The sequence below is a fragment of the Novipirellula herctigrandis genome, from assembly GCA_007859835.1.
Taxonomy (GTDB): Bacteria; Planctomycetota; Planctomycetia; order Pirellulales; family Pirellulaceae; genus Novipirellula_A; species Novipirellula_A herctigrandis.
On record SJPJ01000001.1, the window covers coordinates 1,614,544 to 1,631,194 of the forward strand.

General features: G+C 52.7%; 12 protein-coding genes and 1 tRNA gene. 3 read left to right on the forward strand and 10 right to left on the reverse strand.

All coding sequences use genetic code 11. The features are described from left to right. Positions 1–18 precede the first annotated feature (18 nt). Complete coding sequence (locus CA13_RS05745; RefSeq protein ID WP_146395008.1) at positions 19–1,092, reverse strand: LOG family protein; 1,074 nt, start codon at positions 1,090–1,092, stop codon at positions 19–21. A gap of 101 nt (positions 1,093–1,193) precedes the next feature. Between CA13_RS05745 and CA13_RS05750 the strand changes: the two genes are divergently transcribed. Then, positions 1,194–1,448, forward strand: coding sequence for a hypothetical protein (locus CA13_RS05750; RefSeq protein WP_146395009.1), 255 nt, complete (start codon positions 1,194–1,196; stop codon positions 1,446–1,448). On the opposite strand, the gene CA13_RS05755 is transcribed toward CA13_RS05750, so the two are convergent. The 8 genes from CA13_RS05755 to CA13_RS05790 form a co-directional block, all read right to left on the reverse strand. Beyond that, the gene (locus tag CA13_RS05755; protein WP_146395010.1) at positions 1,445–2,722 is read right to left on the reverse strand and encodes a Na+/H+ antiporter NhaA; all 1,278 of its coding nucleotides are present in this window, start codon (positions 2,720–2,722) and stop codon (positions 1,445–1,447) included. The two genes, CA13_RS05750 and CA13_RS05755, sit on opposite strands and share 4 nt — an antisense overlap. 288 nt (positions 2,723–3,010) lie before the next feature. Continuing rightward, a complete protein-coding gene (locus CA13_RS05760; protein WP_419193981.1) occupies positions 3,011–5,152 on the reverse strand; it encodes a PPC domain-containing protein in 2,142 nt (713 codons plus the stop codon). A 27-nt stretch (positions 5,153–5,179) separates the two neighbouring features. Next, positions 5,180–6,535: a DUF1501 domain-containing protein gene (locus CA13_RS05765; RefSeq protein WP_146395012.1), complete on the reverse strand. Its 1,356-nt coding sequence runs from the start codon at positions 6,533–6,535 to the stop codon at positions 5,180–5,182. A gap of 27 nt (positions 6,536–6,562) precedes the next feature. Then, positions 6,563–8,269 carry a DUF1553 domain-containing protein gene (locus CA13_RS05770; protein WP_419193982.1) on the reverse strand — a complete coding sequence of 569 codons (1,707 nt, stop codon included), beginning with the start codon at positions 8,267–8,269 and terminating at the stop codon, positions 6,563–6,565. 178 nt (positions 8,270–8,447) lie between these two features. Beyond that, positions 8,448–9,170 (reverse strand): 3-keto-disaccharide hydrolase, encoded by a 723-nt coding sequence (locus CA13_RS05775; protein ID WP_146395014.1) that lies wholly within the window; start codon positions 9,168–9,170, stop codon positions 8,448–8,450. A 154-nt stretch (positions 9,171–9,324) separates the two neighbouring features. Further along, positions 9,325–9,408 (reverse strand) — tRNA-Leu (locus CA13_RS05780). Between the two features lie 55 nt (positions 9,409–9,463). Then, positions 9,464–9,958, reverse strand: a complete 495-nt coding sequence (locus tag CA13_RS05785) for an EVE domain-containing protein (RefSeq protein ID WP_473087444.1) — start codon at positions 9,956–9,958, stop codon at positions 9,464–9,466. A 343-nt stretch (positions 9,959–10,301) separates the two neighbouring features. Beyond that, a complete protein-coding gene (locus CA13_RS05790) occupies positions 10,302–10,994 on the reverse strand; it encodes a hypothetical protein (RefSeq protein ID WP_146395015.1) in 693 nt (230 codons plus the stop codon). Positions 10,995–11,174: 180 nt separating this feature from the next. On the opposite strand from CA13_RS05790, the gene CA13_RS05795 reads away from it, so the two are divergent. Further along, a complete protein-coding gene (locus tag CA13_RS05795) occupies positions 11,175–11,831 on the forward strand; it encodes a phosphoribosylanthranilate isomerase (RefSeq protein ID WP_419193983.1) in 657 nt (218 codons plus the stop codon). 374 nt (positions 11,832–12,205) lie between these two features. Continuing rightward, positions 12,206–13,546, forward strand: a complete 1,341-nt coding sequence (gene ahcY, locus CA13_RS05800) for an adenosylhomocysteinase (protein WP_146395017.1) — start codon at positions 12,206–12,208, stop codon at positions 13,544–13,546. Positions 13,547–13,736: 190 nt separating this feature from the next. Here ahcY and CA13_RS05805 read toward each other — a convergent pair whose 3' ends face one another. Then, a complete protein-coding gene (locus tag CA13_RS05805; RefSeq protein WP_146395018.1) occupies positions 13,737–16,502 on the reverse strand; it encodes an MGH1-like glycoside hydrolase domain-containing protein in 2,766 nt (921 codons plus the stop codon). Positions 16,503–16,651: the final 149 nt, after the last annotated feature.

Below are 16,651 nucleotides of genomic sequence, written 5' to 3' on the forward strand. Positions count from 1 at the left end.
TTGACGCTAAGACATGCTCTAAGTTTCACCGCAGCAATCATCAGGACAATCCGCGTGGGATTGGTTAAGGAAATCGATCAGCATTCGTAATCGCCCCATCGCTTTACGATTGAAGTGGAATACCAAACGCGGCAAATGTGCCAAATCGGCTTCCTCGATTTCTTCCGGCAAAGCATCGGTTTGTTTAAAGGTCCCGTTGACCAAAATGTCTGAAAACTTCTCATTGACTTGCTCAAGCGTCGCGTCACTGAGAGTTTCCTTTAACCGGAAAACCAATTGGTCGCGAACGTAACGCATACTGTGGTAGACGCAATAGAAGTCTAATATCTCTTTGACTGCTTCATCCACCGAATGGGTGACTTTGTAAAGATGGACATCCTCGGGGCTGATCATGCCGTTGCCCAGCAGTTGCTTCTTCATAAACACGCCAAGATCGTGCCAATAGCTCCCTTCGGGTGAATCGAGCAGCACCAACGGCATAATCACTTGCTTGCCGGTTTGCATCAGCGTCAAACTTTCGAGGGCTTCGTCGAGTGTCCCGAATCCGCCCGGCAAACAGATGATGCCGCTGCATTCTTTGACGAACATCAACTTACGCGTGAAGAAATACTTCATCGTGACCAACTTTGGGTCACCTTGAATGTAGGGGTTCGCACTTTGTTCGAAGGGAAGCATGATGTTCAACCCCATCGACGCTTCTCGCCCGGCCCCTTTGTGGCCCGCCTCCATGATTCCGCCACCCGCACCGGTGATCACCATCCATCCGTGACCCGCCATACGGCGTCCGAGTTCCACGGCGGTTTCGTATTCCGGATGCCCAGGTTCCGTCCGAGCGGAGCCAAAAATGGTGACTTTGCGTCGACGTCGAAAGGGGCGAAAGACGGTAAAGGCGTAACGCAATTCACGCAGCGTTCGAGAGAGAATTTTCAGGTCACCCCGCGCCGACTTGTCTTTCTCTAATCGGTCAACCGTGTGCCTCATGACCTGCAACAAGTCTTTCGAATCGACCGCCGAAATTGGCTCATCCGCCGGCTGCGGCCGCTTCAGTTCGTCTTCGCCAATCGCTTCGCTTGGTATTTTGTCTTGATGCATTCGTTCGTCTTTTCTATTTGTCGAAGGATTGGAGTGTCGAAGGATTGGAGTGTCGAAGGATTGGATGCTTTCGTAAACACGTGGCCTTTCTAGGTTAACCATTGGACAACCAAAAAAACCAGCATGCCTTGGTGTACTCACTTTGGACACCCGTGACGACGCATTCGCTAGCCGTGACGACGCATTTGCTAGCCGTGACGACGCATTCGCTAGCCGTGACGACGCATTTGCTAGCCGTGACGACGCATTCGCTAGCCGTGACGACGCATTTGCCAACGGTGACGCGGGGCGGTCCAGCGTCCGAGGCGACAAAACTTCGACGTCAAGCACAACAGCCTAACATACACGACCCTTAAGCCGGTTGGGCTTCGGCAGGCACATCCACGTCAACCATTTTTTGCGGACGGACACCGAGAACTTTGGCAATTAAGAATGACAACGGTGCCGCGCCAAAACTCAGCAACGCCCCCATCTTAACCGAATCTTGAATCGCACCAGGAACCGTAAACGCAGCAACGGAAACAAACAAGGCAACGGTAAATCCGATTCCTGCGACCATGCCCAGAGTCACCACATGGCGATAATCCATCCCAGCAGGTTTCTCGAGCTTCAAGACTTTCTCAGCGAACCACGTCAATGCGGTGATGCCAACCGGTTTGCCAATCAGCAAACCGGCGAGCACGATCCAGGTACCAGTACCCAAACTACTCATTACCACGCCTGCATTAGCAAGACCGAACAAACCCAAGACCACTTCTACGGGCAACTTCCAAAAATGTTCAAATTCGCTAAGCGTGTCACCGCGATTGAGTTCCTCGCGGGCAAAGATCCCAAGGTCGGTATGAGCGTGAGGCAGTAGCGGGATGATCGGAACTAAACCCAACGCCGGATGAATGTTTGCTTGGAAAAAACTGTACCAACACGCAATCCCCGGGCCGATCAAGTAAGCCCAATGAGTATGAACCTTCATTCGACGAAGGACCAAAGCACCTAACATCGCGCCGAGCGTCAGTAGTAACCACTGAGGCGCGATTGGTGCCTGCGGATAGAATACAGCCAAAATCATTAGTCCGGCTGCGTCATCGGCGATTGCCAATAACAACAAGAACGCGATCGCAGGATGGCTGGCTCCGAAAATGAATCGTGCAATCAGATAGCTAAATGCAATATCGGTTGCACATGGAATCGCCCACCCTTTGCCAAGATCCACTTGTGTTCCGGTCATGTACGCGCCCGCGATGTAAACCAGCGCCGGACCGGCGATACCACCAACGGTTGCCAACAAGGGCGTGGCCGCTTTACGAGGATTCGAAAGCGCGCCACCGGGCAGCAACGATTCCCACACTTCTTTTGCGGCAATCGCAAAAAACAATGCCATCAAAATATCGTTGACAATGAAGTGCAGCGTCAAACCGTGAGATGCAGCATGCTCAGCTCCCTCGCCGGTCGCTTCATGTGCCACTTCATGGCCACCACCAAACAGCGACAAGAGATCGAAATGGATCAATTGCTCATAGCTGTGCTGGTCAATATTCGCCCAAACCAGTGCCCCAACGGCACCGGCAATGAGTAAGAAAGAGTTATCGATGAGTGTGCGGAGTACACCGCGATTCTGTGTTGCGCCCGACATTTTCCGTGCTTGTGCCCAAGTAGTTTGAGTGTTTTCGAATAGCCCCAAATTCGATTTTCGGCGAAACGCGAAAATCAAGGCCCGAAATATAGTCAGTTATGCCTACGCGGTAGAGGTCACTTCCTCAGGCGAAACCCCCAAACAATGGCGATCTGGCGGCCGGTTTATACCAAATAAGGGGAATGGTCACTTTGTCGGGGCATCCGCCCCCCGCAAAGAGGGTCAATCGCCGGGTTACAAGATGTCGCAGGAGGGCGACTCAGACAAAGAAAGAAAAGGCCGTCCCTGTTATTGAACCGTTTCGCACTGAGCCACTTTCTCAGTGTAGAAATTGTCCGTTAGCATCCAATCGTCATACAGCAACCTCAATTGCCTGAGCCGTCCTTGGACTTGCCGTTCGGTAAATTGAGGTGGGGCACCGGATTCCGCCGCCCGCTTGTCGGCCATGGTTGGTGGTGGAGGCAACTCGCGTTTGAAATCGGGTACATTTCGAGGCTTAAAGACGATCGCGGTACAGTCCCCTTCGGTCGTTACTAAATGCCGCCATAGGAATGCTTGCATCTTGTCTTCCGAAGCAACCGCTCGGCGAAATACCTGCTTCCCTCCGATCGTTGCCACGCCTTGAATCGACAATTTGACTGGTGACTCGGTTTCGGTTCGCGCGGTTTTGATCCACATTTTTGTCATGTCTTCACCCGCTTTCAACACGGCCGACCCCGACGTAAAACCTTTCATCCAGCCACCAACGCGGACACGAATGTCACCTTCAAATCCATCTTTGCGAATTGCAAAAACATTTAGGCCAGCAGCTTTTTTGCTGCGGAATGCCAACCCCGATGGTTGCGTTCGCAACTCGAAGTCAGGCCGCGGACCGCTCAATCGCAAACGATACGCGTACGCCTCGCCACCGCGATGGCTGGTATCGCCAATGTGAACGTAGTAGACGCCGCGTTGGGGGATTTTCACCATGATATAAGAATCGGCATGATGCGTATTAAGTCCCGAGGCGACATCGGCATAATCGTCATTCAGAGCAATCACGTTACCATCGGCATCGGTGATCTTTAGCATTGAATCGAGAGGCGAATCCAAACGTCGTGCCGTGACTTCGGCCACCAACATCTGCCCGGCTTTCGCGTTGATGGCGAACACATCCGAGTCGCCTTGTTGTTCGATCCGCCCATTGACAATCGTGGGCATTTGGACCTTCTCTGCTTGCTTCACCGTGTTGTTCGGTTCCGATTCAAACGACTCGTTCATCCGACTGATCGCATAGGGCATCCGATTCGAAGAGACCCCAGCGACCGATGCCGACAACGAAGTGGCTGTAGAATCCTCCGTTGCATTCACTTGACTTAGCTTTGCCCCCTGCAAGTTCCATCCGGTTAGTTGGACTTCCGCAATCGATTCCAACGAACCGCCCAGCGGAAAGATACTTGTGATCATCGGCAGTTCACCGATCGAGATACGATACACGAAATCTTCTCGTCCGCGATAAATCGCATCATGGATCTTGACGCGATATTCACCATCGGAAGGCACTTCGAAGAAGATCGTGGGATCGGGTTTGAATCGAAAATCATCGTTGTAGGCGACTTGTTTTCCCTCGTTGTCGTAGAGCGACATCACCGGTTGAAACCACCCGGGCACCGCGTCTGCGATATAGGGAATCAATTGCCTAGCCGCACATGACAAAACTAACCGTTGTCCTTTGCTCGCTTCGAATCGATACCAATTGACTTCACCCGAGGCAATTTGACCATTCACGGTACAGGGCAATTCGATGGCCATCTCGGCTTCGTCGGCTGGTCGTTTCCGAAGCGCTGCTTCTTCTTTGCCAAGCACCTGCAATACACTGGTCCGCATCGGTTCGCGTGCAACTTCCGGAATTTGGCCTACATAAAACTCCATTGGGTTGGTGATACCGCGAGCCGAAATGAGCCGGATCTCTCGTGGCCCTGGCTTCGCGTCAGCCGCGATTGTCACTTGGATATAAACCAATTCGGAAATCGATGCCGATGCTGGCCGCGGGTTGTACTCAACCATTCTGGCTTGGATATTCCGAAGGATCTCCGCTTCGGCAGCGGTCAGCCGAACACGTGAATTGACGTTCTTTCTCGGTTGTCGCGGGTTGAGGATTTTCGCCTGCTCTCGCAACAACACCGCTTCTTGATTGTTCATCTTTCGATAGAACTTCACGATCTTGGCGGTGACGCCCGATCCGGAAACCACGACATCCTTGAGGCCATCCAGTCGTTGGCCCCCAAGTTTGATGTCAACCGTCGTGGCTTGTTGGCCGCCGGCGGGATAAACGTACCCAATGTACGGAGTTTGTTGCGCCGAGGCCGACGTTGATGTCAACGAAAAAACGAAACAGAGAACGAAATAGCGGATGCCCCAAATGTTCCGGCGGCTAGTTTCGGTAGGCATGTTCATCAATCCAATTCAACGATTTGGTTACATAATCTCAGTCAACAATCCGCCTGATTTCACCGTCTCCGATGGCTGCGGCAGAACTTGCGCATCGACACCCAGCGGATGTGGCAATTTGGCGTGCGGATCAATCCCGGCCAATGTGTAGATACTGCCTAGCAAATCGACCGGATAGACGGGCCGCTCTTTGACCGTTTCGCCTTTGTCGTCGGACGCACCGACCACGTGACCGCCTTGAAATCCGCCTCCTGCAACCAAAACGGAAAAGACTTTTCCATAGTGATTGCGCCCGCCGTTCCATGGTGGTTGCCAATCGACTTTCGGGCCACGACCGAATTCACCCGAGCACCACACGATCGTACTATCGAGCAAACCACGATCGCTCAAATCTTCGAGTAGTGCAGCCAAACCTTGATCTAACTGCGGCACTTGGCGCCGCATGGTTTGGAAATGGTTTTTGTGGGTGTCCCATCCACCTGGGTAATTGATCACAATATAGGGAACCCCCGTTTCGACCATCCGCCGTGCAACCAAGCACTCTTGGCCGAATGTGTGTCGGCCGTAACGATCGCGAAGCTTGTCATCTTCCATCGACAAATCAAAAACTTCTTTCCCCCGACCGAGGATCAACTCGTAGGCTTCCTCTTTGGTCGCAATCGCACTTTCAAGTTGCGGCATGGTCGCACCTAATGAATCCATCTTCTCAAGCAATCGGCGGCGTGCTTTTTGACGATCGTCGGAAATGTTCTTCGCCACGACCCCTTCGACAGCGAATCGTGCTGCGTTTGGATCCCCACCCGTTGCGAACGGTTTGAATTTTGGCCCCAGGAATCCTTCCTCGGAAAAACGGCCCTGCGGTTTGGTCAACACCACATAGGGCGGAATGATCCCATCGTAGTCGCGTCCCTTGAACAGCGAAAAAACGGCTCCGACGCTTGGGTACGCCAATCGTTCCCCTGGAAGATGGCCGGTTTGCATCAGGTAGGCAGCCGTTTCGTGGCCATTGTTGCCATGCGTCATGCTTCGGATCAACGAATACTTGTCCGCCTGCTTCGATAACGATGGAAACAACTCACCCAATTGCGTTCCCGGGACATTGGTCGAAATGACGCCCGAAAACTCGCCGGTATAGTCGCGGCCGGCCTTGGGTTTCGGATCCCAAGTATCGTTGTGGGACATCCCGCCCCACAGAAAGATTTGAATCACCGTTTTCGCTTTTGCATTCGAACGCACTGCTTTTGCGCTCGCTGCCTCCGCGGCAAAGGCTTGTCCTTGCACGCCACCACTAAGCATCACACCGGTCGCACCAACCGCTCCGCAGCGAAGCGTTTGACGTCGGGAAATCCCAGCCTGCGACGGATTGTTTGGTTGGCGGTTCATTTCTAAATTCCCTTGTTAGAGTAGGTCTCAATGCCGGTATAGAAACTCGGTGCTATTGATTAGCGCCCAACTGATATCGATGCCGTCTTCCCAACGAAACTTGCCTCGTGTCTTTGGGTACGACATTGCGATTTTCAACTCGTCCTCCGTCGGATAACGAGAGAGGATCGTCAGGTAAAGTTCTTCAATCTTTTTCCGTGGTAACGATTTCGCGGTAAAGATATTCCGCAGCTTTCCACCACGTTCGAGTTTGGTTTGAATGTGACTCGAATTGAGCATATGCAGCCACTGGGCCGGGACCGGTTTGTTGTTGCGTTCATCCGCCATTCCAGTCGCTCGCGCTGATCGCCCAAACAATGCCAAAAACGGGCTGGTGATACTGCCATCGGCAATCGCAATCGCTCGCTGGTCGCGTGGGATGTAGGTGAACGGTTCGGGAATCGCACTGGTATAGAGATCATTCGTCCCGGTAATTTGGTTGACCGCGTCGATCAATACTTCGGCATCCAAACGACGAACGGGATAATGCGCCATTAGCGCGACGCCGCCGTTTTTAAGATCCGGTTGTTTTGAATCGGACAATTGTTTTGAGTCGGGCAGAGACGAAAACTGGTACACCTGCGATGAAAGAATCATCCGATAAAGTGATTTAAGGTCATAGTCACTGTTGATGAATTCCTTTTCGAGATACGCCAGCAATTCCGGATGAGCCGCTGGGTTATCATGACGAAAATCATCTGCAGGTTCGACAATGCCGCGACCGACGATCCAGGCCCAAACGCGATTTACGATGCTACGAGCGAAATAGGGATTCTCGTCCCTGATCAACCAATCGGCGAACTGAGTGCGTGGATCGACGTCCGCCGAAATTTTGACCTTTCTCCCACCAGGAAACACCGCCATCGTTGGCCGCTGCTTTGACGATGAACCCTCGTCGTTGGTTTTCAGCTCGGCGACTTTTCCAGGCACTGCGCTGCCAGGTGCAAAATTTGCCGCATCAATACTCTCGTGCATCGGATCCCAAAACACGATTTCTTCCTTCCACTCGGAAGTTGGCTTGTAACCGACCCGCGAGAAGAATGCCGCCATACCGTCCAAGCGTTCGGCCGGCCAAGAATCCGCGCGTGATCCCATGAACGTCAACGCCACCGCACCGGCCAAACCCTCAGGTGTCTTGTTTTGCACAGCGCGATAAAAATTGACGGGCGCGACACGAAAATTGCTGCCACTGGAGGTCAGCAACTCGCGAGCGAATTGGTCATACGGTTTGTTCTGGGCAATCGAAGTCCGTACCCAATGATGGTAGGCCTGAGCGGCATTGGGCCAAAGATTGATCGGAAACTCCGCCTTGATTCTTAGCACATCGCTCCATTTCATCGCCCAATAGTCGGCGAATTCTTCACGATCAAGCAGACGGTTGATCAGTCGAATTCGTTTATTCGCCGTGTTCGGAGCGGCAAGGAATTGGCGTACTTCGGTCGCGGTCGGCAGCGTCCCAATCGTGTCCAAATAGGCCCGGCGAATGAAAACAGCATCGGAACAAAGTACTGGTTTGATGCCGAGAGAATCAAGCGAATCGACAACCAAACGATCGATCTTGCCTGTTCGGTTCACGGGACGAGTCGACTCGAAAACCGCCCGCGACGGGGGCGATTGCGGGGGACCATCGGCGTTCGCATTCACCGTAAGCATGGTTGGCAGCAGGACGAACACGATCCACAGTGATATTTTCACAACAGACAACTCCATCGAGGAGCAGAAGGCAGGTGGCAGCAAACGAAGGCAGGTGCGAGCAAACGAAAACTCATTTGCTCCGAACAGGGCATTACTTTAACCCCCACCGACCCATTGGGTAACGGATAAAATCGCCTGATCTTTCGCGTTGCTTTTACTCTCGTTGTGGCCAAACCAGTTATTCCTCCGTTCCGCTCACCATCTTTTCGCTCAATCCGGTAATTGGCGTCAATTGCACCTTGCGGAATTCCACCTCTGATCCTTCCGCTTGCAGAGCAATCTGGCCGCCTTTCGCGGTACTATCATAGCCATTGTTGACCAAATCACCGTTGACCCAAACTTTCACTTTGTTGCCTAGGCACTCGATGACCATCGTATTCCACTCGCCCAACGGCTTTTCGGAACCATCCGTCAGATTCAAAATGCGACGTTGTTTATTGCCCGATGTCCCCCATTTCTCTTTCGGTCCGCGTCGCGTTTCCATATCCGGAACCGTGATGTCCTCGCAGATACACCAAAAATCCCCAGCGTTTTGATGCATCATTTGAACTTCAATCGACTGTGGGAACATTCCGTAGAGCGCCCGCGGCGTGGAAGCGAACACTAAAACGCCACAGTTACCTGGCTTGCCAGCAAAACGGTACTGAACTTCGAGTCGATAGTCGCTATAGCTCGCGTCGGTGATCAAATGACCGGGCGGCGTGCCAAGACTAACCAACATTCCGTCGCGAACGATGAAAGAATCTCTGACGTTCGCGTCCTTATCCTTGGCAGGAACATCCGTGTGCCAGCCGGTCAAATCCTTCCCATTAAAAAGACTCACCGAAGGCTCATCCGCAGCAGCGCAGACCGAAAGGAGTGTCAACGCAACAACGGAAACGACGGAAAACTTCGACAGCATGGTGATGACCTTGGGCAGGTAAAGGAGGGAAAATAGGTGAGAGGACCTCGATTTTACCCCATCGCCCATTTGGGTGCATGACCGAAACCACGAAAAAAGGCTCGCAAAACAAGATGTTTCGCGAGCCTTTCCATTGGATTTTGGATAACCCTAGTACCGAAGGAGGGACTCGAACCCTCACTCCCTTGCGAGAACTGGATTTTGAATCCAGCGCGTCTGCCAATTCCGCCACTTCGGCTTGAAGGCCCATAATTTGCTTGATTCCGCTCCGTTCGACAAGCCCCCTGCGCAGGTCACTTTTTTGGTGACGTTTTCGCCTTCTTTTTGGCCATCTTTAGGATCGCGTCGAATTCCTTCTTCTTCACCGGCTGGACACTTAATCGGCTACCTTTTTGCAGCAGTACCATCTCCTTCACACTGGCTGTCTCACGTAGCTCGGCGAGCGTTACCGGTGCATCGAATTTTTCGTCGAGGGTGATGTCGACGAGATACCAGCGTGGATTGTCGGGATCACTTTTGGGATCGAAATACTTGCTTTTTTTGTCGAATTGGAACCGATCGGGGTAGCCGCTCTTGGAAACAATCGCAGTGCCGACGACTGCCGGCTCCTTGCAAGCCGAATGATAGAACAGGACTCGATCACCCGCCTGAATCTCGTCGCGCAACAAATTGCGAGCTTGATAATTGCGAACCCCTTCCCAGCACGTCGTTTTGTCCGCCTGGGCAGCAAGGTCGTCTATTGAGTAAGTCGTCGGTTCGGTTTTCATTAACCAATATTGAATGGCCATCGGCGTCAGCTCTGCTCTCTTGAGTACATCTTGGGAAGGTGTGACGAGTGGGTAATCTATCGGGTGCGAACCATTTTCTTGTAAGTTTCCTCGGGTTCCACTCCGATACTAACCATGCGCCAGGAATGAGGTGCATCGAAAAATCGTTCGGATTGTGCGAGTCAAGCTGACCGCTCACCAAACGACGGGCCAAGGAACGGGCCAAACATGACCGTTCACTTTCTTTTGCGAAAGGCCCGATTCAATGAATGTTGATACTCTCCATGCCACGCTTGGTATTCTGTTTACCGCCGTTTGGATACTTGTCGGCCAAATTCTCGTCACAGCACGTTGAGTCAAGACATTAAACCAAAAGCGTCGTGATCGCGACGGCCACTATCGCAAACAAACTGATTTGGCGAATTCGAACCATCCACGGTTGCCGGATCGATATCCAATTAGGTTCGATTTCGATCGCCAAAACACCTTGAAAACCGTCCACCGAACGATCCATGACGTGATGGCGAGCGGCGGTTTGCGACTGCGGATGCCTTAAACGAAACGCTGGAAAAACGACGTTCCAAAGGGCAAACAGGGTCGCCACGCAAATCCCAATTGCGAGAGAGATCGCAAAATCGATGATCGTATGTGGCGGTTGAACTTGCGAACCGATCGCCAACTTTCCCTTGTTAGCATCCTTGGTCGGAATTTTCGGGAACGCCGTTGAATCGGTAAAAGCGACTTGAACAATTTTGCCCGAAGCAGCGTCCAACTCCGCCATTCGTGGATCTTCGGCATAGAAACGCAACGCTTCGCCTCGCCAACGCTCGGTCAACTGTTCGACGGACGGCATCGGCTCTTTGTTATCCAAAATTGCGACAATTCGCGGATCACGAATCGGCAACGTGTATCGCACGTAGCGTCCGTCGCTTGCCCGTTGGGCCACCTGTTGTCGCGGCTCCGGCAATGGGATCCAGTGCAGAGCGATTACGATGGTGGCCAAAGCGACAAGCACCAAGTCGGTCAATGCAACGGTTTGTTGACCACGGAGCTTCATGTGATGCAAATTCGTTCGGACAAGAGGCGTGCGGGAAGAGGACCAAATAGTGTGGCGGTTGACTTTTTCGCTACACCTTCTTCTGTTTATCAGCCTTCTGTTTATCGGCAAAGCGACCTTGATAGGTCCAATGAAACAGTCGGGTCGATCGAATTGTTTGGGTTGTGCGGAGCAAGAAACGTGTTTCACATTAAAATTTGCGGGATTCGTCTCAAGTCGGATATTGATGCAATCGAAGCGGCGGGTGGCGACGCGGTGGGACTGAATTTCTTCCCCAAAAGTATTCGCTACCTCGACCCCCAATCCGCTTCCACCGGCGAACTAGCGATTTACGCACAGAAACGGGGTCTGACGCGTGTGGGCGTGTTTGTGAATGAATCGGCTGAACGGATCGGATCGATTTCTGAAAAAAAATGGATCGATGTCATCCAGTTGCACGGCGACGAGACGCTTGGGGACGCGAAGGCGTTGGCAGCGATCCGATTGCCGATTTTGCGAGCGATCAAGTTACCAGCCGGGCCGATCGGAGTGAATCAAATCGATTCGCGAATCCGTCCGTGGACCGAGGCTGGGTTTGGTGTACTGCTCGACGTCGATGCCGGACCCGCGCACGGCGGCAGCGGCACGGCACTCGATTGGGACTCCCTGGGCCGATGGTCCAAGGCGAACGAAGACACCTCATGGACGCTTGCGGGCGGACTTCGCCCCGACAACGTGGCCGAAGCGATCAACGTGACTGGGGCGAAAAGCGTTGACGTCGCCAGCGGCGTTGAGTCACCACGAGGCAAAAAGTCAGCTACCCTGATTTCTGAATTCTGCCGAAACGCCAACCCGTAGCCCTTTTTCACAGCATCCAAAAGGCCCAACGGCTCAGCCCGAAAATGCCTGAACCTGGGTGTTCGAGAAGGACGCTAGCGTACTCAAACCCCGTATTTTCCGATCAAATTGGCGGAAAAACGATCGATTTTGCCCCGTGTCAAAATCGCGTTCACTGTTTATCATGCTGTCTCAAATGCGGTCATAACTCTGGTGGGGTATTAACTACCAACGCAAGAACGTCTGTCGACGAACCGCACCACCAAAATTGGTACCTGAATTGGTAAGTACGTTCGGGGGATTGCGAACCAGCGGGAGTCCCCGTGTTGGGTCCGCAACCCCTCTAACGTGCTTGCTCCGAAACTTTCCCCCCTCTTCCGAATTGGAGTGTTTACGTGTCACAAGTCGAAACGAACCGACTGCCTTACAAAGTCAAAGACATTGGCCTGGCCGAATACGGCCGCAAAGAGATTCAACTCGCCGAAAACGAAATGCCAGGTTTGATGGCACTTCGTAAAAAGTACGGTCAAACGAAGCCGCTCGCTGGCGCACGGATCGCGGGATGTCTGCATATGACAATCCAAACCGCCGTGCTGATCGAAACGCTTATCGAACTCGGTGCCGAAGTGACTTGGAGTAGCTGCAACATTTTCAGCACTCAAGATCATGCAGCTGCCGCGATCGCTGCCGCCGGCATACCGGTTTACGCCTGGAAGGGCATGAACGAAGAAGAATTCGATTGGTGCATCGAGCAAACGCTGCATTTCCCATCGGGTAAGCCGTTAAATATGATCCTCGACGATGGCGGTGACCTAACCGCGATGGTCCACGACAAGTTCCCGGAACTACTGGCGGGTGTTAAGGGAATCAGTGAAGAAACGACCGCCGGTATCCACCGCTTGGAATTACTTAATCGCACCGGCCGTTTGCAGGTCCCCGCGTTCAACGTGAACGACTCGGCGACCAAGAGCAAGTTTGACAACCTTTATGGTTGCCGCGAATCGTTGGCCGACGGCGTCAAGCGAGCGACGGACGTGATGTTGGCTGGTAAGGTCGCTGTGGTTTGCGGTTACGGCGACGTTGGCAAGGGATGTGCCCATAGCTTGCAACGTTACGGTTGCCGCGTGATCGTCACCGAAATCGATCCAATCAACGCTCTGCAAGCGGCGATGGAAGGTTTCGAAGTCACGACGATGGAAGAAGCCTGCAAGGAAGGTCGTTTGTACGTCACCACGACGGGCAACAAGGATATCATCCTTGGCGAACATATGGTCGAAATGGCTGACGACGCGATTCTTTGTAACATCGGTCACTTTGATACTGAAATCGACGTGGCATGGTTGGAAGCCGAAGTCGCCGCGGGTCGCGCGACCAAGGACGAGATCAAACCAGCGGACATCGGTGCGGTTGATCGTTACACTTTCAAAAAATCTGGCCGCAGCGTGCTCATTTTGGCCAAGGGCCGCTTGGTCAATCTTGGCTGTGCAACCGGTCACCCATCGTTCGTCATGAGCACCTCGTTCACCAACCAAGTTCTGGCTCAAATGGAACTTTGGGGCAACGATGGTCAATACGAAACGAAGGTCTACATGTTGCCGAAGAAGTTGGACGAAGAAGTCGCTCGCCTTCACTTGGGACAACTTGGCGTGAAGTTAACCACGTTGACCGCGGACCAAGCCGAATACCTCGGCGTCCCCGTTGAAGGTCCTTACAAGTCGGAACATTACCGCTACTAACGGCGAGTTCGCAGGGGAAGCTTACGAAGAATTCCCTGACTAGCCGATCGCAATGGAACCCGGTCACCCTAGGTGGCCGGGTTTTTTCGTTGATTGGCGAAACATCATCGCCGTTTGCTCCCCATTTGGCAGAGCAAAAAGCGGCAAACATTGAGTCATGACCTTTGATCACAACACGCCGCTGAAACGCTCACTTCCGCTTCGCGGCGATTGGTTGCCATTTGTCCGCGTTCGCTCCGGATCTCAACATCGTTGCGACCAATGCCGTCCAACCGGTTTGGTGCGACGCTCCCAATCCCGTTCCTTCATCGGCATGAAAATACTCGTAGAACAAAATCAAATCCTTCCATGCCGGATCATCACGGTATATCGAATCGATTCCGTTGAGTGGCCGCACGCCCTCTTTTCCGACTTCAAAAATCGAAATCAACCGCCGCTCTAATTCTCGAGCGACCTCCAAGAGCGTCATCCAATTTCCGCTGCGTGTGGGACATTCCACCTTGAAATCTTCGCCGTAAAAGACGTGATAGCGTTTCAGCGATTGAATCAGCAAAAAATTCATCGGGAACCAAATCGGGCCTCGCCAATTACTATTGCCGCCGAACATTCCACTATCGCTTTCGCCAGGCATGTATTGCACTTCGTGGCGTTGGCCGCCGAAGTCAAACACAAACGGTTTGTCACGATGAATCGCCGACATGCTGCGAATTCCGAACGGCGACAAAAATTCGTTCTCGTCCAACATCACCGCGATCAGGCGGCGAAAACGATCTTCTGCGGGAATCGCCAACAATCGATGACAAAGCGCACCGGCAGTAACGTTTTCCCGTTCCATGTAAGTCATGTGGGCACTTAGGTCACCGCGATTTTCCAAGAACCATTTCATTCGCTTGACAAAACCGGGCAACTTTTCGATCACGGGTTCTTCGAGAATAACGCCCGTCATCAATGGCACCAATCCGACAAGCGATCGGACGCGCATCGGAATTGACTTGTCATGAACGAGCAAATGGTCGTAATAGAAACCGTCTTCTTCATCCCACAATCCCGACCCGTCGATCGAGTTCATCGCTTCTGCGATCGCGACGTAATGTTCAAAGAACTTGCTTGCCATATCGCCGTACGCCAAGTGGTCCTCAGCTAATTCGATCGCCATCCTCAGCATCGTGCCACAATAGAACGCCATCCATGCCGTACCGTCGGCTTGTTCAAGGTGTCCTTCGGGAAGCGGTTTGCTACGGTCAAAGACTCCGATGTTATCGAGCCCCAAAAAACCGCCCGCAAAGATATTCTTTCCTCGCGGGTCTTTGCGATTGACCCACCAAGTGAAATTGATCAGCAATTTCTGGAACGCGCGAGCCAAGAACTCCTTATCTCGTTTTTGTGGCGGACCACTCGCCTTGTAAACTTGCCAAACGCCCCAAGCATGAACGGGCGGGTTGACGTCACTAAGGTTCCACTCGTAGGCAGGAATTTGGCCGTTGGGATGCATGTACCATTCCCGCAAAAACAACAACATTTGCTGTTTGGCAAACTCCACATCGATGGTCGCCATCGGGACCATGTGGAACGCTAAATCCCAAGCCGCGTACCAAGGGTATTCCCACTTGTCCGGCATGGAAATCACATCGCGGTTATACAAGTGACGCCAATCACTGTTGCGACCGAACTTGCGAAACGGGCTTGTCGAGACATTATTGGTATCGCCGTCGAGCCACGTGCGGACCGAGTAATAGTAGAACTGTTTCGTCCACAATAGCCCGGCATAGGCCTGCCGCGAAATCGCTCCCCGCTCGCTGGTGAGCAAGTCGGGAATCCGTGCTTGGTAGAACTCATCGGCTTCGGCAATTCGTTTGTCAAAACACGCTTCGAACGAATCATTGAACGCGAGTGTGCCGAATTGTTTCGCTTCGCCTCGGCTCGTTTCACGGATGATCGGAGAATCCACATGTGCAAGCCGCAGCCGAATTTGCGTGGTCTCGCCACTGGGGATCATCAATAGTCCGTAGGCACCACATTTGGTCCCACGCTGTTCGGGGTTTACCGAATGGGTATCACCGAGAACAATAAAATCGTTCAGCCCATCTTTGAAGTAATCCGATTCACTCGGCAAATCAGGATGAAGATTTGTGTTCGTTTCATTGTCGGTGAAAATCCATTCCCAATCACCGTTGCCAGCGGAAGCCCCACCACCGACGGACTCGCTGCTGCTAATCGTATCGCATGCTAACCAATAGCGATCAAGCGTTTCATGATTGGTTTGTACCACGTTATCCACAAGCCGCATTGACGGCCGAGTCGTGCAGCCCTCGTCGGTACATCGCCAAGTCCAAGTGTTACGAAAGAAAAGTTGAGGCAACACATGAAGCACCGCCGCATGAGGCCCATGATTGGTGATCGTCAACCGAATCAATAGATCTTCGGGATCGTTCTTCGCATACTCCGCTTGAACGTCAAAGTATCGCGATTGGTCAAACGCCGAAGTATCGGTCAGTTCGTATTCAGGCTCCGTCCGAGCCCGGCTGCGTGAAACGTCAACAAGTTCCTCGTAGGGATACCGGCTTTGCGGATACTTATACAGGGCCTTCATGTAGCTATGTGTCGGAGTGCTATCGAGGTAGTAGTAGCACTCTTTGACATCTTCGCCATGATTCCCCTCGGGGCCTGTCACGCCGAACAGTCGTTCCTTTAGGATCGGATCACGTCCATTCCATAGACCGACTGAAAAACAGAGCCGACACTCACGGTCGCAAATTCCTAGCAGTCCGTCTTCGCCCCAACGATAGGCGCGACTACGAGCATGGTCATGCGGGAAATAGCTCCATGTGGCATCGCCGCCGTTGCTGTAGTCTTCGCGGACGGTGCCCCATTGCCGCTCGGAAAGGTATGGCCCCCATCGCTGCCAATTTTGCGTCCGATCTTCACTCTGTTGCAAGCGGATTTCTTCAGCAGTCATTGGCAATCGAGCATGGAGGATACAGTAGGAAAAGTTTTACATACAAAACAGAAGACCCCAAAGACAAATGGCGGATGATGAATGGCAAATACCTAATGACAGATTTCTCTGTCATGACCTACTTCTATCAATGCATTCCGCCAATGCCC